The sequence below is a fragment of the Reticulibacter mediterranei genome, from assembly GCF_016587455.1.
This window is the reverse complement of the sequence record NZ_BNJK01000001.1, coordinates 1,128,579-1,151,737: the sequence shown is the minus strand read 5'-3', so window position 1 is coordinate 1,151,737 and position 23,159 is coordinate 1,128,579. Positions and strand designations below refer to the sequence as shown.

The 23,159-nt window shown below is 52.5% G+C and carries 22 protein-coding genes; 14 read left to right on the top strand and 8 right to left on the bottom strand.

What is annotated here, in order from left to right; all coding sequences use genetic code 11:
• The first annotated feature begins 195 nt into the window (after window positions 1-195).
• The 4 genes from K3T83_RS05165 (at window position 196) to K3T83_RS05150 (ending at window position 4,317) form a co-directional block, all read left to right on the top strand.
• The gene (locus K3T83_RS05165) at window positions 196-1,653 is read left to right on the top strand and encodes an FHA domain-containing serine/threonine-protein kinase (RefSeq protein ID WP_220201906.1); all 1,458 of its coding nucleotides are present in this window, start codon (window positions 196-198) and stop codon (window positions 1,651-1,653) included.
• A 130-nt stretch (window positions 1,654-1,783) separates the two neighbouring features.
• On the top strand, window positions 1,784-2,323 hold the full coding sequence (locus K3T83_RS05160) for a DUF6391 domain-containing protein (RefSeq protein ID WP_220201905.1): 540 nt from the start codon (window positions 1,784-1,786) through the stop codon (window positions 2,321-2,323).
• Window positions 2,324-2,337: 14 nt separating this feature from the next.
• Window positions 2,338-3,231 (top strand): sulfurtransferase, encoded by an 894-nt coding sequence (locus K3T83_RS05155; protein WP_220201904.1) that lies wholly within the window; start codon window positions 2,338-2,340, stop codon window positions 3,229-3,231.
• A 3-nt stretch (window positions 3,232-3,234) separates the two neighbouring features.
• Complete coding sequence (locus K3T83_RS05150; RefSeq protein WP_220201903.1) at window positions 3,235-4,317, top strand: phosphotransferase enzyme family protein; 1,083 nt, start codon at window positions 3,235-3,237, stop codon at window positions 4,315-4,317.
• Window positions 4,318-4,329: 12 nt separating this feature from the next.
• Here the strand turns inward: K3T83_RS05150 and K3T83_RS05145 are convergent, their stop codons facing one another.
• The 3 genes from K3T83_RS05145 to K3T83_RS05135 form a co-directional block, all read right to left on the bottom strand.
• Window positions 4,330-5,484, bottom strand: coding sequence for a zinc-ribbon domain-containing protein (locus tag K3T83_RS05145; RefSeq protein WP_220201902.1), 1,155 nt, complete (start codon window positions 5,482-5,484; stop codon window positions 4,330-4,332).
• A 213-nt stretch (window positions 5,485-5,697) separates the two neighbouring features.
• Window positions 5,698-7,377, bottom strand: a complete 1,680-nt coding sequence (locus tag K3T83_RS05140; protein ID WP_220201901.1) for a serine/threonine protein kinase — start codon at window positions 7,375-7,377, stop codon at window positions 5,698-5,700.
• Window positions 7,378-7,636: 259 nt separating this feature from the next.
• Entirely contained in the window at window positions 7,637-8,158 is a 522-nt protein-coding gene (locus K3T83_RS05135; RefSeq protein WP_220201900.1) for an Lrp/AsnC family transcriptional regulator, read from the bottom strand.
• Window positions 8,159-8,383: 225 nt separating this feature from the next.
• Here K3T83_RS05135 and K3T83_RS05130 point away from each other — a divergent pair, with 225 nt between their 5' ends.
• Entirely contained in the window at window positions 8,384-9,535 is a 1,152-nt protein-coding gene (locus K3T83_RS05130) for a class II histone deacetylase (RefSeq protein ID WP_220201899.1), read from the top strand.
• 183 nt (window positions 9,536-9,718) lie between these two features.
• On the opposite strand, the gene K3T83_RS05125 is transcribed toward K3T83_RS05130, so the two are convergent.
• Window positions 9,719-10,333: a TetR/AcrR family transcriptional regulator gene (locus K3T83_RS05125; RefSeq protein WP_220201898.1), complete on the bottom strand. Its 615-nt coding sequence runs from the start codon at window positions 10,331-10,333 to the stop codon at window positions 9,719-9,721.
• A gap of 230 nt (window positions 10,334-10,563) precedes the next feature.
• Here K3T83_RS05125 and K3T83_RS05120 point away from each other — a divergent pair, with 230 nt between their 5' ends.
• The gene (locus K3T83_RS05120) at window positions 10,564-12,216 is read left to right on the top strand and encodes an FAD-dependent monooxygenase (RefSeq protein WP_220201897.1); all 1,653 of its coding nucleotides are present in this window, start codon (window positions 10,564-10,566) and stop codon (window positions 12,214-12,216) included.
• A gap of 588 nt (window positions 12,217-12,804) precedes the next feature.
• On the opposite strand, the gene K3T83_RS05115 is transcribed toward K3T83_RS05120, so the two are convergent.
• Complete coding sequence (locus K3T83_RS05115; protein ID WP_236064822.1) at window positions 12,805-13,002, bottom strand: winged helix-turn-helix transcriptional regulator; 198 nt, start codon at window positions 13,000-13,002, stop codon at window positions 12,805-12,807.
• A gap of 113 nt (window positions 13,003-13,115) precedes the next feature.
• Here K3T83_RS05115 and K3T83_RS05110 point away from each other — a divergent pair, with 113 nt between their 5' ends.
• The 3 genes from K3T83_RS05110 to K3T83_RS05100 all read left to right on the top strand — a co-directional run bounded on the left by K3T83_RS05110 (window position 13,116) and on the right by K3T83_RS05100 (window position 14,356).
• Window positions 13,116-13,529 (top strand): hypothetical protein, encoded by a 414-nt coding sequence (locus K3T83_RS05110; protein WP_220201896.1) that lies wholly within the window; start codon window positions 13,116-13,118, stop codon window positions 13,527-13,529.
• A 15-nt stretch (window positions 13,530-13,544) separates the two neighbouring features.
• Complete coding sequence (locus K3T83_RS05105) at window positions 13,545-13,928, top strand: hypothetical protein (protein ID WP_220201895.1); 384 nt, start codon at window positions 13,545-13,547, stop codon at window positions 13,926-13,928.
• 131 nt (window positions 13,929-14,059) lie between these two features.
• Window positions 14,060-14,356, top strand: coding sequence for a sensor histidine kinase (locus K3T83_RS05100; RefSeq protein ID WP_220201894.1), 297 nt, complete (start codon window positions 14,060-14,062; stop codon window positions 14,354-14,356).
• Window positions 14,357-14,646: 290 nt separating this feature from the next.
• On the opposite strand, the gene K3T83_RS05095 is transcribed toward K3T83_RS05100, so the two are convergent.
• Complete coding sequence (locus K3T83_RS05095) at window positions 14,647-15,468, bottom strand: alpha/beta fold hydrolase (RefSeq protein WP_220201893.1); 822 nt, start codon at window positions 15,466-15,468, stop codon at window positions 14,647-14,649.
• A gap of 283 nt (window positions 15,469-15,751) precedes the next feature.
• Here K3T83_RS05095 and K3T83_RS05090 point away from each other — a divergent pair, with 283 nt between their 5' ends.
• The 4 genes from K3T83_RS05090 to K3T83_RS05075 all read left to right on the top strand — a co-directional run bounded on the left by K3T83_RS05090 (window position 15,752) and on the right by K3T83_RS05075 (window position 18,647).
• On the top strand, window positions 15,752-16,360 hold the full coding sequence (locus K3T83_RS05090; RefSeq protein WP_220201892.1) for a TetR/AcrR family transcriptional regulator: 609 nt from the start codon (window positions 15,752-15,754) through the stop codon (window positions 16,358-16,360).
• A 479-nt stretch (window positions 16,361-16,839) separates the two neighbouring features.
• Window positions 16,840-17,124 carry a hypothetical protein gene (locus K3T83_RS05085; protein ID WP_220201891.1) on the top strand — a complete coding sequence of 95 codons (285 nt, stop codon included), beginning with the start codon at window positions 16,840-16,842 and terminating at the stop codon, window positions 17,122-17,124.
• Window positions 17,121-17,588: an RraA family protein gene (locus K3T83_RS05080; protein WP_220201890.1), complete on the top strand. Its 468-nt coding sequence runs from the start codon at window positions 17,121-17,123 to the stop codon at window positions 17,586-17,588. The genes K3T83_RS05085 and K3T83_RS05080 overlap by 4 nt, the downstream gene beginning before the upstream one ends.
• A 99-nt stretch (window positions 17,589-17,687) precedes the next feature.
• On the top strand, window positions 17,688-18,647 hold the full coding sequence (locus tag K3T83_RS05075; protein WP_220201889.1) for a mannonate dehydratase: 960 nt from the start codon (window positions 17,688-17,690) through the stop codon (window positions 18,645-18,647).
• Window positions 18,648-18,696: 49 nt separating this feature from the next.
• On the opposite strand, the gene K3T83_RS05070 is transcribed toward K3T83_RS05075, so the two are convergent.
• Both K3T83_RS05070 and K3T83_RS05065 read right to left on the bottom strand, forming a co-directional pair.
• A complete protein-coding gene (locus K3T83_RS05070; protein WP_220201888.1) occupies window positions 18,697-19,968 on the bottom strand; it encodes an MFS transporter in 1,272 nt (423 codons plus the stop codon).
• Window positions 19,969-20,367: 399 nt separating this feature from the next.
• Entirely contained in the window at window positions 20,368-21,228 is an 861-nt protein-coding gene (locus tag K3T83_RS05065) for an AraC family transcriptional regulator (RefSeq protein WP_220201887.1), read from the bottom strand.
• A gap of 100 nt (window positions 21,229-21,328) precedes the next feature.
• Here K3T83_RS05065 and K3T83_RS05060 point away from each other — a divergent pair, with 100 nt between their 5' ends.
• Window positions 21,329-23,140: a glycoside hydrolase family 2 protein gene (locus tag K3T83_RS05060; protein WP_220201886.1), complete on the top strand. Its 1,812-nt coding sequence runs from the start codon at window positions 21,329-21,331 to the stop codon at window positions 23,138-23,140.
• The last annotated feature ends 19 nt before the right edge of the window (window positions 23,141-23,159 follow it).

Below are 23,159 nucleotides of genomic sequence, written 5' to 3'. Positions count from 1 at the left end.
ATCAAGAAGATACAAATGACCACTGTTCATCTACTACGCGGTCTGTTTCTGCCCGGAGAGCGAAAACACAGAAAAGTAAGATTATTGTGTGTGATGAGGCTGTTTGGTTTATCCACTCCCGCCGGGCAGGTTGGGAGTGGGTAACATGAATTTGGCACACGGTCAAATGGCAGAACAGAGGGAGTCGTCAGGGGTATGCAACCAGAAAATATATATCCTCGCCGTGCGGAGAAGAGCGATAATCTCGATGCGTTAGTTGGTAAATCGCTTGGTCAGTTCCGCGTTGTCGAGCGCATTGGTACGGGCGGTATGGCCGCTGTTTTCAAAGCGTATCAACCAACCCTGGATCGCTATGTCGCCATCAAAGTCTTGCCGGCCTATCACGCGCAAGATCCTGTTTTCGTCAAACGTTTCGAGCAAGAGGCTCGCTCTGTTGCGAAGCTCGCCCATCCCAATATCGTTCAGATACATGATTTTGGTGAGCAAGATAATATAACCTATATCGTCATGGAGTACGTGGATGGGGGAACGTTAAAGGATCGCTTAAAGCGGCCGATCTCGGTTCCTGAAGCTGCTGACTGCATCATCCAGGCAGCGGAAGGATTGGATTGTGCGCATCGCAATGGTATTGTCCATCGCGATGTGAAGCCCGCGAATATGCTATTGCGTAAGGACGGACATCTCCTCCTTTCGGATTTTGGGATTGCGAAAATCCTGGAAGGGACCACAAATCTTACCCGGGTTGGCACAGGCATTGGCACGCCTCAGTACATGTCACCAGAGCAGGGCACTGGCCAGGCTGTTGATCGACGCAGCGATATTTATTCGCTCGGAATTGTCTTTTTTCATTGTCTGACGGGGCGCGTTCCTTTCACCGCCGATAGCCCGCTAACTATTACGGTCAAGCATTTGCAAGATCCGCTGCCCGTTGAGCGGCTCACCAGTGAGGGGATACCGGGACCGATCATTCAGGTGATCGTGACGATGACGGCCAAGCAGCCGCATGAGCGTTATCAATCGGCCGATATGCTGATCGGCGCTTTGACCAATGCCCTGGCGGACTCTAACCTTGTGCTGCCGCGCCCCTGGCGCAATCTTCATCCGGCGGCATCGGCAATTGAAATGAGAGGCGCACCTTCTTCAGGGGCGTTGCCAGGAAGCAGTCAACTTGGGAGCAACCCGAATGCGTCGCAAGCGCCGAATGCAGGAATGCAACCTGTTGTGACGCTAACCTGTTTCCGTTGTGGGGCACCCAATCCCAGCACGCGTCTCTACTGCACGACATGTGGTGACGATCTTTCTAATAAGCGGGCCAGTGCGGATCGTTTCCCGGGGCCAAATGGTCGTCCTATCCTGGCGCTGCTGACGATGCAGAATGGACCGACAGCTGGGCGCTCGTATCGATTTCATCAAGATGTGACAACGATTGGTCGCACGAATGGCAACGATCTGGTGATTGCCGGGCGAACGGTTTCGCGTCGCCATGCTCGTCTCTGGTTTCGCGATGGCCGCTGGTTTCTGGAAGATCTACAAAGCGCCAATGGGACACTTGTCAATAACGTCCGAATTCATCAGCCAGTCGTGTTAAATGATGGGGATGTGATCAATTTTGGTGACGAGGTGGTGGTTTTTAATATAACCTACGGGCCGTAATCGGAGTATTACTAGTGTGGGGTAATCGTTTCACCCTGCTGATTTCTGTCGATCTACTTCTGTGTAATGGTCATGTGGCGGGAGGATTATTCTGCCTGTCCACATGCCTCTATAAATGAGAGGTGCATGTATGAGTTCAATTAACCCTGTGGTGCAGGTCGCGCAACAATTGATGTTAGGCAGCGCTGTAAAGCAGAATCATGCCCTGGAGCATGCTACCATTGTTTTGTTGTCAAGAAAATACCCTGAAGTTCGCCTCTCCGGTATCTCTTTTGCCGCTGGCTTCTTTGTCTTTGGTGACTTGCCTACTGAGGCCATCCTTCCGACAGCACAGGAAGCGTTGAATTTGTTGCGTACAACACAGCCTGAACTGGCGATTCACGAGCGCTGCGGTACCAATCTCGCGGTTGCTGGCATGCTGACCGGATTGTCTGCCATGACGATAGCCAGGTTGCGCCGTCCATATAGTACTCCGAATAACGTTATCCTGGCCTCAACTGCAGCGTTGATTCTGGCCCGCCCTCTTGGGCTAACTGTGCAGCGCTACGTAACCACTCAAACGCCGAATGCCTCGATGCGCATTGAGAAGGTCTCACCAATGAATGTGTTTGGTTCGCCTGCTCATTTTGTCAGTACGGATAATCCAGAGGCGGCGGGATTGTTTTCGTAAGGAAGGGTTTTGATATGGCAATTGCACGTGAACGTTTTTTGGTGGATACTGCCTGGCTTGCCGAACACCTGCACGATCCGCTTGTGCGAGTTGTGGATATGAGAGGATATGTTCGCACCGTTGAGCGCGAGGGCGAGCATGGAGAACGCCTCCAGGAAGCGCACTATGTAGGAGCGCCTGAAGACTATGAGCAGGAGCATATCCCCGGCGCTATTTATATCGATTGGAGCCGCGATATCGTTGACCTGGACGAAGCGGTGGAAGCGCAAATCGCTCCCCCTGCGCGTTTTGCTGAGTTGATGAGCCGTCTGGGGATTGGCGATGAACATCTGGTTGTGGCCTATGATTCTCATCCAGCCTCTCAGTTCGCCACCCGCCTCTGGTGGGCACTGAATTACTACGGCCATCGTGAGGTGGTGGTATTAAACGGTGGCTTTCCCAAATGGAAGCGTGAGGGGCGTCCGTTGGATCGGAGCGTTCCCGCGTATCCTGTCGCGACGTTTACCCCCGTTGTGCAGCCGCAGTTACGAGCCACCGCTGAGGAGGTATTAGGGCTGCTGGGTCGAGAAGGCGTGGCGCTGGTTGATGCGCGGGATCAGGGACAGTATAGTGGGAAGATCGTGCGCGGGGAGGGCAGGAGAGGGCATATTCCCGGCGCTCTCAATATTCCTCGTGAGTTGATTATCGAGCCGACGACGGGCGAATTTCGCCCCAACGCAGAGCTACAACAGGTATTTTCTGCTGCTGGAGTGTCGCCTGAACAACATGTTGTAGCCTATTGTAATGGCGGCGTGGCGGCGACCACCGTTCTCTTTAGCCTGGCTATGCTTGGTTATCCCAACCTGACGAATTACGATGGTTCGTGGAACGAGTGGGGATCGCGTCCGGATCTCCCTGTGGAAGTCTGAACAATGCACGAACATGAATCTCATGGTCAGACGCCAGAAGACCTGCTTGATCTTAATGAGGTCATGCAGGCTTTTGGCATCACAAGCTGGAAAAATCTTGGCCCTCTAGAAGACACGCCGAACGCCGCGTTACAAATGCTTGTCGAGGTCCAGGGAGAGCGCTATATACTCAGGGAGCGACCAGAGGGACCGCTGGGCGATGATAATCAGCATCGCTACGCTTTTCAACGCTATTTGCAACAGGCAGGTATTCCTATTCCTCAGCTTTACTTGACCCCGCAAGGCGAACCATTTGTTGCCATCGGCGAAGACTGCTTTGAATTGCAGCAATGGACGAGCGGTGAATTGTTCAGTACGGCAAATCCGCGTTCGCTCGATTGGATCGCTGATGCTGGAACGATGCTGGGTCGTATTCATCGGGCTTCGCGCGAATATAAGGGGCCGCAATATCGCTGGCCTTCAGAGGCCCATATTGGCGGGATGGTGCAGGGTTACTTGAATCTGGCTCGTGGCAAAGCTGAGGCCCGCGATGTGCAGGCGTTGGCGGCAGCGCTCTCGCAGTGGGCTGATCAGTGGGAGGCTGTCTTGCCAGCTGCAATGATGTCCATTGGTGCAGGTCGGGGCATTCCCGAGTTCCATATTCACGGAGATTACCACGCGCTGAATCTGCGCTTTGGATCTTTTGGTGTCACCACTGTAATGGGATTGGAGGCGTCGCGCTGGGAGAGGCGGATTTTTGAGGTCGCCTATGCGCTCTTCTATTTCAGTGCTCTTGCCTGGCAGCCCGGGGAAAGCTTGACGCGCCCGTTGGTGAAACGTGGTCTGGCCCCTGAACGTGCGCGTCAGTTTCTTCAGGCATATGGCGAAGTCTATCCGCCGGAGCGAGGGGAAGCAGCCTTATTGACGGACGCTCTCACGCTCGTTTCGCCTATTGCCTCCGTGAATGGTCCTCTTGAAGACATTTTTTATGCCGAAGAGCTGGATAACACCTTGATCGATGATATTATGGAGCGTCTCTCCTGGGCAACGGCTCTCCCCGCTTGGCTGGGACGCGTTCGCCATTCATTGCAAGAGATGTGGCAATAGCGTCCCATCTTGCTAGATAAGGCGTACTTTTCGCCTGGGATGATATCCCTGTGCGGGCGGTATGATGTGTATGGGATCAATGCCAGCCTGATTGATGGCATGGCGTAGAGCTCGGTCCGTTGCCAGCTCCAGCATCGCTACATCGTCGCTCTGGAAGTCGCTTAATCGGTTTGTGCGCAGATACTTGGCCCCATCTTTTTCTTGTAGCCATGAAATGATTGAGAACAGAAGCAGACTGAATAAAAGAATGAGCGCAGCGCTATAGAGCAATGAGATGCCTGTCGCCAGGAAGGTAGCTGTGCTGGCCCCGAACAGCCCTCCCAGGACTGCACCTCCCAGGACGACGAGCAACAATATTGTGGTGACACCCGCACGTATATAGCTGAGCGTGGGTTGGACTGTTGTTGTCCGTGAGAGGTAGAGGGCATCATCGACGGGTGCTACATAGATGAATTCTGTAACGCTGCCTCGCTGAAGCATCAGAAATTCGCGCTCCATTGGCGTTTTTGTCGCCTCGCCCAGACGGATAACCTGGGGAACAGCGCCAATGTAGTGTTGTTGCTTGAGTTGTTCTTGGACGGTGGATGCCAGCGTTTCTCTCCCCTGCGCCTGTTTCCTCTCCACTAGCCAGCAGTGATGTGTAATTACTGTTCCATAACCAGCAAGGGCACTGCGCACCGTAGCTAATGTTGACGTTCCCATTTGAGAGAAGGATGTAGATGGAGCTGGAGGTGGTGCCCATTGTTGCCCCGGGTGTTGCATAGATGGTGCTGGATATGATGGTGGAGGAGAACCCCATGGTTGTTGCCCCGGTGGGACTGCGGACAGGTCTGGTGGTGGGAGAACATGAGGTGTTGGTACTGGACCCCAGTTCGGCGCTCCCGCAGGTGCGTTGCCCATTGGAGGTGGCGGCGTTGGCGCTTCTCCCCAATGTGGAGTATTGGGTGGAGTGAGAGAAGCTTGATAGGCTGCTCTTTTTGCTGTAGATAGCGTTTTGTCCTGGTCCTCATCAGGTTGTGGTGTGGAGGATGATGTTCCCGCACCATAGGGAGAAGGTGGGGTAGCCTGCTCGTTTGCCCCGGATGTTGCTAGTTTTTTGCCACAATAGACGCAAAACGTGGAGGGATCAATATTTTCATATGAGCAATGAGGACAGATAAAAGACATAATAACCCCCTAAAAGATGAGTGGTATTCGGAATGTAAATGTGCGACGCGCACCTATTTATTTTAGGCAAGATGGGAGGTATCTGTCAATCTTTTATCGCGAAAGTCCTGCTATGGGAGATCGGCTTTTTGCATTGAGATGAGAGCCGTGACGACCTGTTCGTTGTCGTTTTCTGCAATCTCTCACAAAGAAAACACTGCACTTTTCAACGTACTAATGATGCATAAGGCTAAAGATAAAGAGCATAAGGATAACAAGCAGTACGATGAGTACCGCCAGTGCCGAAATCAGCCACTTCATTCCGGGTTGAAAACTGCCAAGAAACGATGATTGTGTATGATCGAGATCTTCTGGTGGCACCTGAGCCTGAGCCTGAGAGGCGCTTTGCTGTGCAGGCGATGAAACGGGTGATATCTGGGTCGCTGTCGAGCCTGCACGTGGTGTCGGGCCAGGGTTGCTTTTCACCTGAGAGGAGATTGGTGGGACTGGTGTTTCAGGAACGGTCGATGATGGCGATGTTGTGGCCGGTGGTTTGGCAGCTGGCGTCGCTTTTGGCCTTTGCCCTGCTATAACCTGTTGAGCCTGCGCCTGTGGCCGCACCAACATCGTTTCTTCAGCAGAGATATCCTTACGGATTTGTGCATAGGAGGTATTATTCTTGCTGGGATTATTGAGAGACGTGCCGCACTGGGGGCAGTATGACGCCGATGATGCCAATGGCGCATTACAGCGTGGACAGGTATCTCCTCCAGCTGGTTGCGTTGCCGGGGCCGCAGGCTCCATCGATGAGGTCGAAGAAGAATCGGCTGTGTTGGCTGTCTTATTTTCTTTGGCTGCTTGCAACGCCTCGTAGAGCATGGGCAGGTCTGGCTGCGTGCTATGTGGATCGATGGGGCGTGGCGGTGGGGGTGGTGCCGGAAGTGCCGCGATAATCTTTTTCAGGTCGTTGGCAAAGTCTGCCACCGTCTGATAACGGTCTTTAGGCCGCATCGCCATTGCTTTCTGAATAATATAATTAAGCTGGTTGAGCAAATTAAGCGGCAGCGTCCCAAGCTGGGCTACATGTCGTGAATGACGTGGAGCCGGCTTGGAGGGCTTGGTAACTCCGAGTCTAAATTGGCGGGCGGCGTTAGCCTCTGGACTTTCTTCGGGTGGATTATTGGCAAGTATTTCCTGCAAAGAGGGGAGATCGGGCCTGCCTTTTTGCATCGACTCATTGCGCACTGAAACGCTGGGTGGCTCGTGGGTTGTCAACGCGAAATAAAGCGTGCCTCCCAATGCGTATACATCAGATCGAGAATCGGTGCCACTACCGCCGGGATATTGCTCTGGGGGCGCATAGCCAGGAGTTCCCTGATGGCGGATAAAAAATAGCGTGCGTGCGCCATCAGCAGATGATTTGGCATTGCCCAGATCGACCAGAACGGCTGTCCCATCGGTCATGATGCGAATATTGTCTGGTTTGATATCGCGGTGAATGACGGGCGGGAGTTGGCTATGGAGGAACATCACTGCATCGCAGATAGCTCGTAACCAATCTGTAATTTTCACGATAGGTATGATCTCGTTGCGCTGCCTTGCGATGCGGATCAGATCGGTGAGATCGCTCCCCTCAATGTAATTAATGACGACATAATAGCGTCCACGCTCTATAAAAGCATCCTGGAAGGCGGGGAGATTGGGATGATGCAGTTGACTGAGGACCGTTGCCTCGTGTTTTAGCTGTTCCTGGCCACTACTTCCCGTCACTAAATATTCTTTTAGTGCATATTGCTGGCTGGTCACAAGGTCTACTGCAAGATAGACATGCCCGAAGCCCCCGCTGCCCAGCACACGCTCGATACGATAGCGTCCATGTAGCACCGTCCCTGAAGGAAGTGTTTCTTCTTGCATGGAGTCTCTCTCCTTAGTAATGTCTGCCGAACAGAGTAAGGATGTTGGGCAGGTTTGGCTTAATTTATGCTCTGCACGCCATCCTGTCCCGGCGTTTTGCATGCCTGCATTCGCATTATACACCAGTTCAGGGAACATGTACACGCCAGAAAGCAATCTTAGGAGATTTTGCGGGGAGATTGCCACTATTACTCGCAGCGTCGCTCTCAACTCCATGATGAAATAGAGAAAACGATGCAAGAAAAGATAGTATGCTAATCTATTCTATATTTGGAGTCGAGGGCGGTGGAGAAGGTGAAAGTCTGGCCTGAGAAAGAAATGCCCAGTCGTTTTGCTTGCAGACGCGCAGGTACATCGATGTCTCCGCTTGTAAAACGCCTGGCACTTTATAAAGTTTCTCTGTCAGAAAATTCAAAAAATGCTCATTATCTCGGCATACGACTTCCGCCATCAGGTCAAAGCGTCCCGCACAGATAATTAAGTAAATCACTTCATCAAAGGCTGCAATTGCCTCTGCGACCTCCAATAATCGCTCACCGGAAACACGAACGCCGATCATGCTTGCTGATGAGAAGCCTAGTTTGACTGGATTTGTGACCGCGACGATTTGCATGACCTGCGTATTGATTAAATGTGAAACCCTTTGTCGAACGCTCGCTTCTGAAATGCCCAGATCGGCGGCTATCTTGGTAAATGGACGCCGCCCATCTTGTTGGAGCGCTTCGATGATCCTTTGGTCGATCTCATCAATTGTACTTTTATTATAGGTATGCTGATCCATGTTGCTAACTATACTATCATGTTGATGTTTGCAATGCAATGCTCTATTGCGCCTCTACAAGACGATTTAAAAATCAGATCGAGAAAGCTGTATGTGTATGATCTTACGATGGATCTATGGAAAACAGAGCAGGGTCGGAGTGTGTGTGATACAGTGAAGGCAGGATGAAGTATTTTTGTGGTGGATGATTCGGACATGGTGGAAACTGAAAGGACGATATCTTCTATGAGTAGAGACCGCACTGGCTTTGTTTTTGATGAGCGATTTCTAGAACATGATGCAGGAGTTGCGACAACCGTCACGATGCGCGCTGGCTCGTTTGAATTATCGCCGGAGCCTCATCCCTCCTCAGTTTTTATTACGCGCCGTACAAAAGAGTTTCTGGACGGTTCAGGGCTGGCATCGCTCATGTTGCCGATAGCGGCTCGTGAAGCTACTGAGGACGAGATCGCGACATATCATACACGTGACTATATTGCCGGGATACGCGCCTTTGCCGAGGCGGGACTGGCAAGCGGACCATTCAAGGCTCCCTGGGGCGAGATTGACGAGGAGACTCCGTTAAGTCCTGGTTCATTGACTGCGGCACTGTATGCGGCAGGAGGAGCGATGAACGCAGTTCGCGCTGTCATGGAGGGACAGGTGCGCAACGCGTTTGCGCTGCTGCGACCGCCTGATCATCATGCCATGAGCAATAAGGCGATGGGATTCTGTATTTTCAACAACACTGCCATTGCAGCTCATTATGCGCGTAATACTTATGGGTTGGAGCGGATCATGGTGGTGGATTGGGATGTACATCACGGTAATGGCACTCAGGACGCTTTCTATGGCGATCCTGGTGTGCTGTTTCTTTCACTGCATCAACAGGACTGGTATCCCAAACTGGCAGGCGAACTTGATCAGGTGGGGCACGGTGCTGGCATCGGTTATACAGTGAATATTCCTCTGCCTGCGGGAACTGGCGATAGGGGGTATAGAGCGGCCTTTGAACAACTGGTACTGCCGATTGGATTGCAATATCGCCCTCAATTGATCATTGTTACGGCCGGGCAGGATGCATCCTGGCTAGACCCGTTGGCGCAGATGATGATGACGATGGATGGATTTCGTCAGATAGCTCAATGTATGGTGGGGCTGGCAGAAGAGGTATGTGATGGACGAATTGTGGTGCTACAGGCAGGCGGCTATAGCCCTGCTTATGTTCCCTATTGCACCGCTGCTATCGTGGAAGCATTAGTTGGGGTTGATCTTGGTATCGTCGATCTGTACGATACGGCCCCAGAATTGAAGCGCTGTCAGGAGATTTTTTCTCAGGAGACCCGCGAGGCTCTGAGAGCGGCACGAGTCTGGCATCAATCGTGGTGGAAGCTATGACTTTCTTCATCTCCTTAGTTTCCTGGCTAGCCGGGTAAAGGATCGGGAACACTGTTAGTCCTACAGTTGTAGTTCCGCATCAGGCCGTATTTCTCTCACAGCCAGTTGAGTTGTGGTGATGTCGTTCCATTTACCAGGAGGAAACAGACACCATTTTCACCGATTTGATCTCATCTCTGATTGTCATTTCCAGGTTCCCACCTCTTTCAGTAGCGAAGACAATAGCCTCGAAGAGCGTAACGCTATTTCTCTGGGCGTCTCTGGTCTGCCCTGCTCAAACCAGCGGATGATGACCTCGATCAACAGCGAGGCGGCAAGCGCGGGCGCGAGTCTGTCGTAGGCGTCGGCGACGTGTTTGCCGTTCTGTATGCACGAGGATGACTGCTGGACACGGACACGCAGCGCTTCTCTCAGGGAGGCACGCATGCTCGCCACCAACCATGAGTTCTTCGAGCTTCCAAGCAGGACGCGATAGAGCCGCTCGTATTCCACGAGATGCTCGAAGAACTTCACCCAGGGTTCCGGTATAGTTTGCGTTTCTTCGGAGTCTCGGACGACCTGAGGATGAGCATTCAGATTGCTCATCATTGTACACACAGCCTCCTCAAAGAGTTGCTCAACCAGTTCATATTTATCCTGATAATAGCGATAGAAGCCGGCTCGACTCACCATAGCGCGTTCAGCAATCTCTCCCACCGTGAGCGCCTCAAAATCACGCTCCTCGATGAGATCCATCAAGGCTGTCCGCAGGAGGGTACGCGTGCGTTTGATGCGTAAATTGTTCGCAGATTGAGCCATTTTCCCTTCCTTGTCTCAACGAAGACATCTGACCCCGATTGTTTCTTGCCTCTCCCCACTGGTCAGGCTACACTGGGAGGACAAAGGATCACTTCCTGTGTATCCTGTCATAGACCCGCTCTTCTTGTCAACGAGCGATCCGCCTTACCTGGAGATGACTAGGCGAAAGCGTTCTCTCAGAGAAAGATCATTGAAACACGTAAATAAGTGAAAAAGAAAGGAATTTGGTGATGACTCAAGAACACGTGCCCGTTTTAATTGTTGGAGCAGGTGGTGCGGGTCTGTCCCTGTCCCTCTTGTTGCACCAGCAGGGTATTTCCTCGTTGTTGATCGAGCGACGGATCGACACCTCGTGGTATCCACGCGCACGTTCCCTCAATTTCCGTACAATCGAAGTGCTGCGAGGGTTGGGACTAGAAGCGGAGGTCCTTGCTGGAGGAGCTAAGCTCTCGCGGATGTTCCGCAAACACAGTCTGGCCGCCAGCGAACAAGAGGAAATCCTCAATCCCATCGCGGAGGTTGAGCATCTGGAAGACATCACCCAGAAGCCCCTCGCATGGTATTATCCCCAGAGTAAGCTCGAACCATTGCTGCTAGCTGAAGCGCGGAGACGCAGCGTGGATGTACGATATGGCACCGAACTTGTTTCCTTCACGCAAGATGAGACGGGGGTGATGGCAGTCATCAAGGATCGCACTACCAGAAAAGAAAGCGAGGTGCGGGCAGATTACCTGATTGCGGCTGATGGTGCGCATAGTCGAATTCGCGAGACCCTTGCCATCCCCACACAAGGACTCGGGGCGCTTCCAGAGTGCCAGATCTTTGCGTACTTTCGCGCAGACTGGGGCGCTTTGGTCGCAGGCTATGAAAATGATGTGTTCCAGATCGTGAACAAGGATGTGCGCGGCCTGTTTATGATTACCGATCAGCAGCGTGGCTTATTTATGATCAGCTATTCCCCTGCCCGAGGGGAAACGGCACAGGATTATCCCGCCGAGCGCTGCCAAAAGCTGATTCGCCTGGCGTTGGGGAAAGCAGATCTGGACGTCTCGGTCGTCGATATCGCCGATTGGAAGCCCATTCAACGAGTGGCTGATCGGTTCCAGCAAGGGCGGATCTTCCTGGTGGGAGATGCGGCCCATACCATGCCGCCCTACCTGGGACTGGGCGTTAATACAGCTATTCAAAGCGCGCAAAACCTGGGCTGGAAACTTGCTGCGGTCCTCAAGGGGCAGGCGACACCAGAGCTGTTGGCGACCTATCAGACGGAGCGGCGCCCCGTCGGCTTGTTGGCGGCTCAGCAGTCGATGGTGGGATCGGGAGCGATCTTGTTTGGGAAAGACATCAGCGAAGCCAGGGGAAGTGCTCTCCCTGATCTTCAGGACCAGCTGTCCATCATGCATCCCATCGTCGGCTATCGCTATTGTTCAGAGGCGATCCTCTCAGAAGATGCGGCCACGCCAGTGCGGGATGGGATCGAGTTGCTCAAACCCCTGGAGTTGAACGGACTGCCTGGGACACGGGTGCCACATCTATGGGTCGAACGAGAGGGGCAACGCATCTCCACGCTAGACCTATTTGATGGTCGTTTCGTTCTGCTCGCCGGCCCTGGTGGTACAGCCTGGGATGCGGCAGCACCAGAGGTGGCCGCATCACTTGGGATCGAACTAGCAGTCTACCGTATTGGCTCGGATGGTGGGTTGCTGGATGGAGAGAATAGCTGGCAAACAAAAATGGGAACCTCAGTTGAGGGAGTGGTGCTGGTGCGGCCTGATGGATTTGTGGCCTGGCGTAGCAGTATACAGCCTAAGAACCCAGTGTTGTTCCTTGAGCAGGTACTTTCGCGCATCCTGTGCCGGTCTACCGCTCCGACCTACCTATAAGTGAAGAGAGCATGAGGAAATGGCGAGGATTTCCCTCGTTTCCTCGCCATTTCCTCATCCGTCACGTGCTCGTGCAGCTAGAATCGGCGTATTGATCCCTCTTCGCCGTATGCACAAACCTTACAAAGATCTTTTTCACGAAAAGTACATGAGAACATCAAAGGAATCTTCATATGCCCTTGCTTTTCCCCATGGCAAGTCCATCTTCTTCCCCTGAAGAGATATGGACCACGGCATTCAACCAGAGGCTTTTGGGGCGCGCTGGACAGTGGAACAGTGTTTTGAGGAAACTAAAGGAGAGGTGGGTCTGGATGAGTACGAAGTGCGTTCCTGGCAGGGATAGTTCCGTCACGTGACTCTCTCCATGCTTGCCATGGCCTATTTAACAGCCCTGTGAGTCAACGGGGAAGAAGACGTGCTTAAAAAAAGTTTGAACAGACACCCGAGTCAGAAGCCTCTAATTCTGTCCAAGCCAACCTGTCTCCTGATCTCCCGGTGATGGTTCCCCTCAGTGTTGCCGAATTTCAGCGGTTGTTCTTTCGTCTTGTTAGCAAACCACTCCTATCTTTTGCCTACCATCTGGCCTGGTCATACTGGCGACGCGCCCATAAGGAGCTTCTGCAATTCGCTGACGCGTTTGGTTCCGCTGAGCAGATGATACCAGATCCAGAACATCCACTTGCCTCCTACCCCGCTCCCCCGATTGGGCACACCATGGTCTTTTTGACACGTGTCATGTTTCTTGACTCCACTTTTCGTCACATAGAATTGCGTACTTGTTCCCATCGCCCTCCTCCTGTACATTCATTGTAGTAAATGCGCGCAGTTCATGACAAAACACATCTCTATGGAGAGCGGGGAAGCGCTTTCCTCTGCTTGAACAGAAAGGAAATGGTTCTATGAAGAAAACGGTACATATTCTGCACTGGGTGGGAGGCATCGCGGGTCTGGGCGTGTTGGCGCTCGGACTCTTCATCTGGATAAGCGGTATGAACCTACCAACTCTGCAAATGGTTCATGCCTCGTTGGGTTTGATCTTTGTTCTCTCTTTGCTGATTATTGGGATCATAGCAGTTCAAAACCGCGGGACAAGACTCCTGGGAGCCGTATGCATCGTGTATGCTCCTTTGGTCCCTGTCTTTGGGATCGTACAGATGATCTTGCTTGTCGGCGATCTCCATTGGATTATCAGGACCGCTCATCTCCTTGTCGGTCTGGTCGCGTTTGTGCTGCTTGGCATGACCGGCATGCGTTATCTGCGTCTCAAACAAAGCGAGCGCGAGGTGAGCAAAGTTCCTCAGCTCGTGCGTTAGTTAGGGAGAGAGCACGTGAAGGTGATGAGACTCCTGGTCGTCCTAGTGCCATGCGGCCTGCTCACCTCCATCCTGAGAGCCTGTGGCGCAGGTGGTGCTTCGAACTCCTCCGCCTCGGGACCAACGGTGCATATGAATAGCACCAAATTTGCCCAGGCAGAAATCACTATTCGGAAAGGGCAAAGCGTGATGCTGATCAACGATGATCTGCTCACGCCCCATATCATTGCAAATGGCACATGGGAAAACGGCACAGCCAAACCAGAAGAGGAGCCGACGTACAACAACCCTCTCTCCCCATGCCACCCCTATCCACCTTGGCGTAGACGATTGGGTATTTCGTCGCAATGTGTCCTACGGCACGATTCTCGTCGATCTGCAAGATCACCAAGTCATTGATCTGCTTCCTGATCGTTCAAAGAGTTATGTTTCCCCTACACGGTTCGGCGCTCCTGGAATTCGGCCCATATTGGTAAATGATCTGAAGCATTGATGGCCTTCAGGGCGGTGACTACATCGCAGGCAGCCAGATGCGATGCGAGGTGGCCCCACTCGCCTGGCGCACGAACAAAGTAGAGATCGTCGCGGATATGCCCGACGAGGTGCCGCTGGTCAGTGTCGATGAGCCACATTTGGAGCAGGCGCTCAAAAATATCGTTCGCAACGCCTTACGCCACACTCCACCTGGCGGCGTCATCATCCTGGTCGTCACGGTTGAGCCGGAGCGCATCGCCATATCCGTTGAAGATACCGGCGAGGGGATCGCACCAGAAGCGCATGCCCATATTAGGAGTCTATGGTTAGATCAGCAATTTTCGATTCACTAAAGTTATGTATGAGCCAAGAGCGGGCCTGACGCACATTTGATGATTCCAGTCTGATTATGCGTCGAGAGATGGACGCTTTACGCTCGGAGGACCACGTCCTCCGAAGGCAACAGGCTCTTTTTCATCAAAACTGTGTCAGACCCGAGTGCATTATAGCGTCAACAGCAGTAGGAAAGGGCATTCAACTGAATGATCTCGGCCAGAAACACGACTCCAACGTGTGGAAACATAGAGTATCGGGCCGTCCAAACCGATCATCCTTTAGAGCCATTTCGCACCAGATATCTGTACTAGACTTTCTGTTCTGGCATTGGTGCATCGAGGAAGGGAGGAATGATTGCCATGAACAGATCGGTTCGCTCAGTAAGCCCCATATGCGTTGTACCTGGCAGGATAGCCATTTGTGAGGCCGGAAGACCCATCAGGTCACCAGGGTGTCCACCGCCCAGCAGGCGAAACATCTCAGCAATATGTTCTGGACATACCAGGTCAGAATCTCCCGCAATGAGCAAAACGGGGGATTTCATCTCCTTGAGATCCGAAGCCGGCCACTCTTGTATTTGCTTATTGAATGCTTTTGCCTTCGCAATCAATTGAGGCCAGTCTTGTGGTCGTGGGGCCGTCTGGAGGTACTCTTGTTCGTAAGGAGAGCCTGCCAAAATTTCAGGAGTCAACTCTTCTATACCCGCTCTCATCTCTGGATAGATCCCACTACTTGTATAGGTGACCGAACAGAGCACCAGTTTTCGGACGAGGCGCGGATAACGTATTGCCACCTGTAGAGCAGCTCCTGCACCAGAGCTATATCCAAGAATATCGGCCTGGTTCATACGAAGATGCTCTAGGAGGGCAGCCGTATCTTCCGCATAGTGTTTGTAGGAAAGGGGCCGGTCAGCGATATCGGCGGTATGTCCATAGCCCTGGAGTTCAACCGCAATGACTTGCCTGGTTCTGGCAAGCAGCGGGATGAGCCTGCCAAACGCTGAGCCTATTCCTGATAATGCTCCGGGGAGCAAAACCAGTGGCTGGCCCGTGCCATGAATTTCATAGTATATGCTCAGGCCGTTGATGTTAGCATAATTCCCGTTCTTGGTGGAGTTCTTCATATTCATTGCCTGCTTCTTCCCTTTCTTCTTGAGAGGTGAGAGATTGCACACAGTCTCACCTCAGCCATCATTGGAGCGCTCAACCGTCTCTGTTGAAAAGTGTTGACCAAACCTCGGAGGTTCGCAATCAGCGCGCTGGTAAAGACGCGTGAACAGTTGACAGAGAGGTATATTTGTGCCACATAATCTCCTAAGTAGTATTCTGTCTCTTCACCAAGTGTAAACCGGCTGTTGGGGAGAGACAAGCACAGATCAGAGGAACTGTCAGATAGGAGACAAAAAGCACAAAATGACTCACAATTCCCGTGATTTGCGGGTGAGGCGGACCCACAAGCTGCTGCGGGAGGCATTGGTGGCCTTGATTGAAGAGCAAGGCTTTGATGCGCTTACCGTGGAAGCGATTGTCCAGCGTGCGATGGTCAGTCGAGCAGCATTTTATCGACACTATCAGGATAAATACGATCTGATTGAACAGCTCTTTTTTGAAGCCATGCAGATGATGTTGCATGACATCGATCTGAGCTGGAACCAGGCTTCGCAGGATCATCAGCCAGACGCCTTTGTGAGGCTCTTCGAGCATTTTACCGCTTATGGGCGGCTCTATCGCGCACTGCTTGGCGAAAAAGGGAGTCCCTGGTTTCAGGCGAAGATGCGCGCGTGTCTGGCCGAGGTGGTAGGTGAACAGACAGCAGGATTCCGCTTCGCTGCGAACCAAAAGGTTCTGCGAGAGCAGCGTGCCTTTGCTTCCGGCTTCGTCCCTACGCTGGTGGCTGGATTGCTGGTCGATGCCATTACCTGGTGGTTTGAGCAGGAGCAGCCTGATCCTCCCCAGCAGATTGCTCTCTCCTGTTACAACCTGGTGCTTTCTACCCTTAAGGAAGCAAATAGGTGGGAGTGATCAGTTGTCGGTTCGCGTTTCGTTGCGCATCGCGTAGATTCTAGATAGAACTGTATTCATGCAAAAACTCATAGGGAGGAGGAGGCCGTTGCCACCTGGGGTGCGATCCCAGGAGCGTGGACACAACGGAGGGAAGAGGCTCCCATATTCGGCGGTTAAGTGAGGTTGATTGGTGAGTATCATATTCTACCGTTTTCTGGCACATATGGTCCAGCTTTCCTGAGGTCGTTTCCCATAGCGTCTATGAGTACGGAAAGTCTGCTTGAGGAATCTCAACACTTTTGGAAGCAGTCCAAAGTGGGACAATATGTGAAAATGAGAGACGATGCGAGACACTCGACAGCAGAAACTAGCCTGTAGTGAGGAGGGAGAGCCGGCTAGAAGTTGATCGGTTTTTCGTGGTAGCATAACAATGGAATATATAACAGTACCATCTTGCCGGGAGAGATGGTATCTACTTATTAGAGAAGGAGGTTTCAATGGCAGAAACACAGATTCGTCAATTGCAAATTACTGATTTGGAACGTATTGCTCGTTTTCGTCATGCTGGCTATGGTGGCAGCGTCTCCGATGCGCTTTCCAGTCTTGGGGTGCGCGATACCGTATTTTCTAGCCAGTTTGTGGCTCTGCGTCAGGGGATGCAACTGGCAGGTCGCGCGCTTCCCATCAAACTGCATTCGCTGGTTGAAGCTACTACACCAGAGGAGCGAGAGGCGCAGCGCAAGAAATGGGAGGCTGAGGGGGCCATCCTCAGAGACGTATGATGGATACCATTGAGGCGCTTGAAGATGGGACGATTCTCTGCTTCGATTGTGGCGGCGATATGCAGCCAGCTCATTTTGGTGAAATGAGCTGTCAACTTGCCTACTCGCATGGATGTCGTGGTATGCTCCTGGCTGGCAACTGCCGCGATACGCAATATGTCCTCAAAATGCCTGATTTCCCGCTCTTCAGCTTCGGGACACGCCCCAATGCCTTCGGTGGCTGGATTATTACCGAGGTCAACAAACCGATTTATCTCCCTGGACACCTCACCCATTATGTCAAAGTGATGCCGGGCGACTTCATTTTTGGCGACAACGACGGCGTGCAACTCATCCCGAAAGATCTGGTTGATGAAGTGTTGTTGCGCGTCGAAGCCATTTTTGAGAAAGAGAACGAGGAGCGCGAGAAAATCGCTGCTGGTATGTCGATTGATGAAGTGTACGGTACGTATGGTGTTCTCTAAATAGAAGAGAAGGTGCGGCGCTAAAACTATCATTGGAGATGTTCGCCTGTTGACAGCATGGAACGCTGTGGTTCCCAACAAAGAGAAAGGTCCGAATGCATGCAACTTGCCTTATTTCTTCCCCCTCAGCCGACTGAAATGTGGACGCTGGCCGCGCAACTTGGAGTAACCGACGCGGTGAGCAGCCTGCCGCGTGGACGTGATGGCACCTCTCCCACCTGGGACTATTTCTCGCTATTGCACATGAGGCAGCGTTTTGCTGATGCTGGCTTACGCCTGTCGGTGATTGAGAGCTGGCCGCCGATGGATCGCGTGCGACTGGGCTTGCCGGGGCGCGAAGAAGAACTGGACCATATCTGTGAGTTGATCACCAATATGGGAGCGCTGGGGATTCGCGTATGGTGCTATAACTTCATGGCAGTTTTTGGCTGGTTGCGTACTTCGACCACCATTCGTACGCGTGGCGGCGCGCTGGTCAGCGGGTACGATCATAGTTTTATGGAGCATGCTCCGTTGACGGAAGCGGGCATCGTTTCTGAAGAGCAACTCTGGGACGGTTTCGCCTATTTTCTAGAGCGCGTTCTTCCTGTCGCTGAGAAAGCTGGCGTTCATCTGGCCTTGCATCCCGATGATCCTCCCCTCTCGCCAATTCGCGGAGTTGCACGCATCTTTAGCAACGTTGATGCCTTCAAACGAGCAGTCGAGATGGCACCAAGCGAATATAATGGCATTACGTTCTGTCAGGGAAATTTTGCTGCGATGGGGGCGAATATTCCAGAGGCTATTCGCTATTTTGGAGAGCGTGGCAAAATTCACTTTGTCCATTTCCGAGATGTGCGTGGCACCGCCGCCCATTTCGCCGAGACATTTCATGATGATGGGCAGACCAATATGGTGGAAGCTATGCGCTGTTATCAGGAAATTGGCTTTCAAGGCCCGATACGCCCAGATCATGTTCCGACGATGGAGGGCGACGCCAATGATACGCCCGGCTATACCACGCGTGGTCGCCTGTACGCCATCGGGTATATGAGAGGGCTGATAGACAGCTTGCGGTAAACTTTTTACGGGAAGAGAGCCTGCCTTTCAAGCAGGCTCTCTTCCATTTTTACTGTAGTTCGTCGGTGAGCGTTGCGTACCGCAAATCTTTATGGATAGTAGCTGCAATCGCTAGGATGAACTGTGGTACAAACAGCACAATCACAGTGAGGATTGGGCCAAGCGTTTGCAGCAACCATCCAGTGAGGGACAGTCCTAGAGGTGTGCTGCCAAGCGTAATCAGTTGGAAGATGCTATTCACTCTCCCGCGTAAGTGGTCTGGGATTGTCGCAAGACGATAGCTGTACTGGGTTACCATATAGATCGGGACGATGGCAAAGCTCAGGCCGTTTAAGATGCCTAGCAAGAGTGGATTGGGGGCAATGGCGAAGAAAAGCCAGGTCAAGGCCCAGATCCAGACGGACCAGCGAATTGTTCTGGCAAAACCGAAGCGTCTCTGTAGTGGACTTGCTACGATAGCCCCAAAACAGCCTCCGACACCGCCAGCGGCAAAGATAAAACCAATAGCGGTAGTTGAGGCGTGTTGCCCCTGCGCGAGCACGATCAGGATTAAGCCATAGCCCGTACAAGGCATGATCAGCCCTCCTGTGAGCAGCGCAAGGAAACGGATTATGGGATGGTGCCAGAGCCAGTGTAGTCCCTCTTTTATTTCCTCTCGCAAATGTTGTGGTTTGTTCGTTCGCTCACGCTGGAACTGGGAACGAACGAAAAGCAGGGAAAGCGCCGAGATCGCATAGGAGATCGCATCGCCCAGAAACGGTATCGTTGTCGAGATGTTATAGAGAAAGCCGCCAATAGATGGCCCAATCATGAGCGAGCTTGAATTGAGCAATTCACTCTGCCCCACCGCCGTTGTGAGTTGCTCTTTTGTGACCACATGGGGGAGCGCTGATGTCTCTGCCACATTGAAGAAAACATACAGTGTTCCCTCTATCAATGCGACAAGGGCAAGCTGTATAGTTGAGAGATTGCCGAGCAGAAAAGCGATAGGAATGCTGGCAAGCGCAATAGCTCTGCCAGTGTCGCAGAGGATCATGACGTGTTTGCGGTTCCAGCGATCCGTCAGTGCCCCGGCTGGCAGGCCAAGCAGTGCGTAAGGGAGGCCGCGCAGAGCTGTAATCAAGCCTGCCTGCGCTGGCGAATGAGTAAGGGCCAGAGCAAGCAGTGGAAATGCAAGCAGCGAGACCTGCGAGCCAATCGATGAAATCCCCTGCCCGCTCATCAGGAGTAAGAAATCACGGTTGCGCCAGAGCGGGATCGAGCGGCTCGATTGCGTCATGTCATGCAGTTGTTCAACGGGATCTTGTTGTGCCATCGACATAGATGTTGCTCCAATACTGAGTGAGAATGAAACAGAATGAATGGTCGAGGCACCGCTGAGAGAGAAGCATGACAGAGTAGCGCTGGCTACGTCCTGGTTGAGGTTGCACGTAACAGCGGTGCCCAGCGACACCGCCGAGAGATGGAAGCAGGAAGAAGGTCATGAAACGCTTGAGTGCAAGAAGAATGGTTGCAAAGCTCTGATTGTTAGGCAGAGGCTATGCAGCAAACGAAGCGCCATTTCCTGCCGTGTAAGCCCGGCGTGGTCGCTTACACGGCAAAATCGCTCATCTGGATAAAAAGTTTCGTCAATATCTCCATAGATCGTATGCTACCATTGAGATGCATGTTTGTCAATTTTTGTATAAAACGTGATGTGAGCGGAAAGCAAATTACTCTCTCAATCCTGTTCTGGAGCATATTTATGATGGCGATACGATGAGGGAGGCACTCCCATGTGTCGTTTGAAGGCGGTGCTGAATGCGTATGGATTATCGTAACCAACGCGTCCTGCCACAGCTTCGACGCTATAGGCATCGTGAGCTAACAGCACGGCGGCGTGGCGCATACGTAGCATCGTCACCTGTTTCATAGGGCTGCACCCCAGGTGGTGCTGGCAGAGGCGGCGCAGATGTTCCGTACTCATGCCCGCTCGTTCTGCCAGCACCATATTGCTCCAGGGATACGCAATATCGGCATTGACGGCATCCCAGATATGTTGCAGCCGCAGTTCGTTGGCGCTCTGACGCACCAGTATGCGCTGGGTATAGCTGTGCAATAGTTGTACCCACAGTTGCATGACGCCTGGTTCGGCCTGACCAATCGATTCGCGATACAGCCCTTCAATGCTCTGTGAGAGGGGATAAGGATCAATCTGGACGAGCAGAGGGTATCTCGTTGCCGCGAAAAATCGCTCTTGCTCTTCCGGGCCATATGTTACCCAGCATATCTCCCAGGGAGCCTCACCGATGGCATAGTAAGCATGCACGGCTCCAGGGGGCGTAATATAGGCCATGCCACCTGTGCAGAGTTTCCACTGCCCATCGATCAGCACGTTGCCCTCACCGGACAGACAGAGCAAAATCTGACTGATCGCTGGCTGAACGCGTACAAAGCGAAAATCGGGGTAAGCGGAAGATAGCCCGGTGAGGTAGATGCCATAGAGAGATAGCGCTTTGCAGACATGGTTGCTCACGATTCGCTCACGCGTTCTCGTACCGATGATGTGTGTTTCACGAAGGTTGATGTTGCTCTCGCTCATGGATTTCTCACGTTTTTCAATGTATGCTATCAGCAAACTCCATCGAATGCAAAGATGAACTCAGAGTGTGAGTGATGTTTTTCCAAAGGAGAGTAGTTGTATGAGTATACCGCGACCGGAGTATCCACGTCCACAGTTTGTCCGTTCAGAATGGCTCTGTCTCAATGGAGAATGGGAGTTTGAGAGTGATCAGGGTGATAGTGGCCTGGAACGGGGACTGTTGCAGCGCGAATTGAAAGATCGGATACAGGTCCCTTTTTGCCCGGAATCGTCGCTTTCCGGTATAGAGCAGACAGATTTTATGCTTGCTGTCTGGTATCGTCGCACTGTGACGATACCTGAGCAGTGGGCGGGTCAGCGTATTTTGCTGCACTTCCAGGCCGTTGATTATGATACCACCGTCTGGGTGAATGGAAATGAGGTGGGACGACATCGCGGCGGCTTTACCCCGTTTACCTGTGATCTGGGCGAGAGCGTCAAAGCTGGTGAGACAGAGACGATTGTGGTACGCGCACGCGATGATTACAGGCCCGCACAACCGCGCGGCAAGCAGTCGCAGCGGTATTATAATTATGCCTGCGTCTATACACGTACGACGGGTATCTGGCAAACGGTGTGGCTGGAGCCGGTGCCGCTCTCTTCTTTGCGCCGCACGCGCATCACGCCTGATGTGGCAAATAGTAAGTTTCGTTTGGAGCAGCCTGTTACCAATATTCAGCCTGGTATGCAACTTTCAGCAACTTTGAGCGATGCTGCCGGAGTTGTGGCAAGCGCTACCTGTGCTGCCGACCTCGATTTTTCGCCACAGCTCGATCTGCCTATCCCTGCCGAGCGCCGCCGCCTCTGGTCGCCAGATGATCCTCATCTGTATAATCTGGAGATTGCGCTACTTGATGCGGAAGGAAAAACAGTTGATCGCGTGAGTAGTTATGCCGGTTTACGTACGGTGACTATTCAGGGGAAAGCAATTAAGATCAACGGCAAGATCATTTTTCAACGCCTCATCCTTGATCAGGGCTACTATCCCGATGGGATTATGACTGCCCCGAGCGATGAGGCGCTCAAACGTGATATTGAGTTGAGCCTGGCGGCAGGTTTTAACGGTGCGCGTCTCCATCAGAAGGTCTTTGAGGAGCGTTTCCTCTATCATGCCGATAAGATGGGTTATCTCGTCTGGGGAGAGTTTGCCGATTGGGGTTTCGAGGGGCGCGTCTCCTGGCTCGATAGCAACATCCCAACCATTACTTATGCCACGCAATGGCTAGAGGCTATCGAGCGCGATTACTCCCATCCGGCCATTATCGGCTGGTGTCCCTTCAACGAGAATATTCAGCATGTGCAGGATAGAATCACCACGCACGACGATGCTTTACGCGCTCTCTTCCTGGCAACGAAGGCGCTGGATACAACGCGTCCGGTACTGGATATTTCCGGGTATTCGCATCGTATCCCCGAAGCCGACGTGTACGACTCGCATGACTATCTCCCCGCAGGCGGGTTCCAGCAGGAGTTGGCGAAATTTAAGGAGCGCCATGCTCATGTGGGCGAAGGGAAGGCATATACCAATCGCGAGCCGAATCACGAGTGGTCGATCCCGTATCGTGGTCAACCCTATTTCGTGAGCGAATTTGGCGGATTGTGGTGGAATCCTGAGCGTGCAAAGCCTGGCGATCAGCAATCCAGCTGGGGCTATGGCACAGCTCCCCAATCTGTTGAAGAGTTTTACGAGCGCTTTGATGCTCTTTGCTCTGTCTTGCTTGATGATCCACAGATGTTTGGATACTGTTATACGCAGTTGACGGATGTCTTTATAGAACAGAATGGCATCTATCTGTTTGATCGTCGTCCGAAATTCGACCTGGAGCGGTTGCGCAAGATCCAGAGCCGCCCCGCAAAGATCGAGCAGCAATAGTTCGTTCGTTTTTCTCTAT

What these genes read in the sequence shown, in the direction of transcription:
- K3T83_RS05165 (WP_220201906.1), top strand. Translation starts at nt 196, where the DNA reads ATGCAACCAGAAAATATATATCCTCGCCGTGCGGAGAAGAGCGATAAT.
- K3T83_RS05160 (WP_220201905.1), top strand. Translation starts at nt 1,784, where the DNA reads ATGAGTTCAATTAACCCTGTGGTGCAGGTCGCGCAACAATTGATGTTA.
- K3T83_RS05155 (WP_220201904.1), top strand. Translation starts at nt 2,338, where the DNA reads ATGGCAATTGCACGTGAACGTTTTTTGGTGGATACTGCCTGGCTTGCC.
- K3T83_RS05150 (WP_220201903.1), top strand. Translation starts at nt 3,235, where the DNA reads ATGCACGAACATGAATCTCATGGTCAGACGCCAGAAGACCTGCTTGAT.
- K3T83_RS05145 (WP_220201902.1), bottom strand. Translation starts at nt 5,484, where the DNA reads ATGTCTTTTATCTGTCCTCATTGCTCATATGAAAATATTGATCCCTCC.
- K3T83_RS05140 (WP_220201901.1), bottom strand. Translation starts at nt 7,377, where the DNA reads ATGCAAGAAGAAACACTTCCTTCAGGGACGGTGCTACATGGACGCTAT.
- K3T83_RS05135 (WP_220201900.1), bottom strand. Translation starts at nt 8,158, where the DNA reads ATGGATCAGCATACCTATAATAAAAGTACAATTGATGAGATCGACCAA.
- K3T83_RS05130 (WP_220201899.1), top strand. Translation starts at nt 8,384, where the DNA reads ATGAGTAGAGACCGCACTGGCTTTGTTTTTGATGAGCGATTTCTAGAA.
- K3T83_RS05125 (WP_220201898.1), bottom strand. Translation starts at nt 10,333, where the DNA reads ATGGCTCAATCTGCGAACAATTTACGCATCAAACGCACGCGTACCCTC.
- K3T83_RS05120 (WP_220201897.1), top strand. Translation starts at nt 10,564, where the DNA reads ATGACTCAAGAACACGTGCCCGTTTTAATTGTTGGAGCAGGTGGTGCG.
- K3T83_RS05115 (WP_236064822.1), bottom strand. Translation starts at nt 13,002, where the DNA reads ATGGGAACAAGTACGCAATTCTATGTGACGAAAAGTGGAGTCAAGAAA.
- K3T83_RS05110 (WP_220201896.1), top strand. Translation starts at nt 13,116, where the DNA reads ATGAAGAAAACGGTACATATTCTGCACTGGGTGGGAGGCATCGCGGGT.
- K3T83_RS05100 (WP_220201894.1), top strand. Translation starts at nt 14,060, where the DNA reads ATGCGATGCGAGGTGGCCCCACTCGCCTGGCGCACGAACAAAGTAGAG.
- K3T83_RS05095 (WP_220201893.1), bottom strand. Translation starts at nt 15,468, where the DNA reads ATGAATATGAAGAACTCCACCAAGAACGGGAATTATGCTAACATCAAC.
- K3T83_RS05090 (WP_220201892.1), top strand. Translation starts at nt 15,752, where the DNA reads ATGACTCACAATTCCCGTGATTTGCGGGTGAGGCGGACCCACAAGCTG.
- K3T83_RS05085 (WP_220201891.1), top strand. Translation starts at nt 16,840, where the DNA reads ATGGCAGAAACACAGATTCGTCAATTGCAAATTACTGATTTGGAACGT.
- K3T83_RS05080 (WP_220201890.1), top strand. Translation starts at nt 17,121, where the DNA reads ATGATGGATACCATTGAGGCGCTTGAAGATGGGACGATTCTCTGCTTC.
- K3T83_RS05075 (WP_220201889.1), top strand. Translation starts at nt 17,688, where the DNA reads ATGCAACTTGCCTTATTTCTTCCCCCTCAGCCGACTGAAATGTGGACG.
- K3T83_RS05070 (WP_220201888.1), bottom strand. Translation starts at nt 19,968, where the DNA reads ATGTCGATGGCACAACAAGATCCCGTTGAACAACTGCATGACATGACG.
- K3T83_RS05065 (WP_220201887.1), bottom strand. Translation starts at nt 21,228, where the DNA reads ATGAGCGAGAGCAACATCAACCTTCGTGAAACACACATCATCGGTACG.
- K3T83_RS05060 (WP_220201886.1), top strand. Translation starts at nt 21,329, where the DNA reads ATGAGTATACCGCGACCGGAGTATCCACGTCCACAGTTTGTCCGTTCA.